Annotated in this window: 1 rRNA gene; it reads right to left on the bottom strand. The window is 53.2% G+C overall.

The features are described 5' to 3' along the window. Window positions 1–1,202 (bottom strand): 23S ribosomal RNA (locus ACWKXT_RS24180); the annotation flags it as partial.

Below are 1,202 nucleotides of genomic sequence, written 5' to 3'. Positions count from 1 at the left end.
TTTTCCTGGAAGCAGGGCATTTGTTACTTCAGCACCGTAGTGCCTCGTCATCACACCTCAGCGTTAAAAGGTACCGGATTTACCTGGAACCTCCGCCTACATGCTTAAACCGGGACAACCGTCGCCCGGCTAACATAGCCTTCTCCGTCCCCCCTTCGCAGTAACACCAAGTACAGGAATATTAACCTGTTTCCCATCGACTACGCCTTTCGGCCTCGCCTTAGGGGTCGACTCACCCTGCCCCGATTAACGTTGGACAGGAACCCTTGGTCTTCCGGCGAGCGGGCTTTTCACCCGCTTTATCGTTACTTATGTCAGCATTCGCACTTCTGATACCTCCAGCATGCCTCACAGCACACCTTCGACGGCTTACAGAACGCTCCCCTACCCAACAACGCATAAGCGTCGCTGCCGCAGCTTCGGTGCATGGTTTAGCCCCGTTACATCTTCCGCGCAGGCCGACTCGACCAGTGAGCTATTACGCTTTCTTTAAATGATGGCTGCTTCTAAGCCAACATCCTGGCTGTCTGTGCCTTCCCACATCGTTTCCCACTTAACCATGACTTTGGGACCTTAGCTGGCGGTCTGGGTTGTTTCCCTCTTCACGACGGACGTTAGCACCCGCCGTGTGTCTCCCGTGATAACATTCTTCGGTATTCGTAGTTTGCATCGGGTTGGTAAGCCGGGATGGCCCCCTAGCCGAAACAGTGCTCTACCCCCGAAGATGAATTCACGAGGCGCTACCTAAATAGCTTTCGGGGAGAACCAGCTATCTCCCGGTTTGATTGGCCTTTCACCCCCAGCCACAGGTCATCCGCTAATTTTTCAACATTAGTCGGTTCGGTCCTCCAGTTAGTGTTACCCAACCTTCAACCTGCCCATGGCTAGATCACCGGGTTTCGGGTCTATACCCTGCAACTTAACGCCCAGTTAAGACTCGGTTTCCCTTCGGCTCCCCTATACGGTTAACCTTGCTACAGAATATAAGTCGCTGACCCATTATACAAAAGGTACGCAGTCACCCCATAAAGAGGCTCCCACTGCTTGTACGTACACGGTTTCAGGTTCTTTTTCACTCCCCTCGCCGGGGTTCTTTTCGCCTTTCCCTCACGGTACTGGTTCACTATCGGTCAGTCAGGAGTATTTAGCCTTGGAGGATGGTCCCCCCATATTCAGACAGGATACCACGTGTCCCGCCCTAC

The sequence above is a fragment of the Enterobacter sp. UPMP701 genome (genome assembly GCF_053709515.1).
The sequence above is the reverse complement of the archived record's forward strand: the minus strand, read 5'-3'. Positions and strand labels throughout refer to the sequence as shown.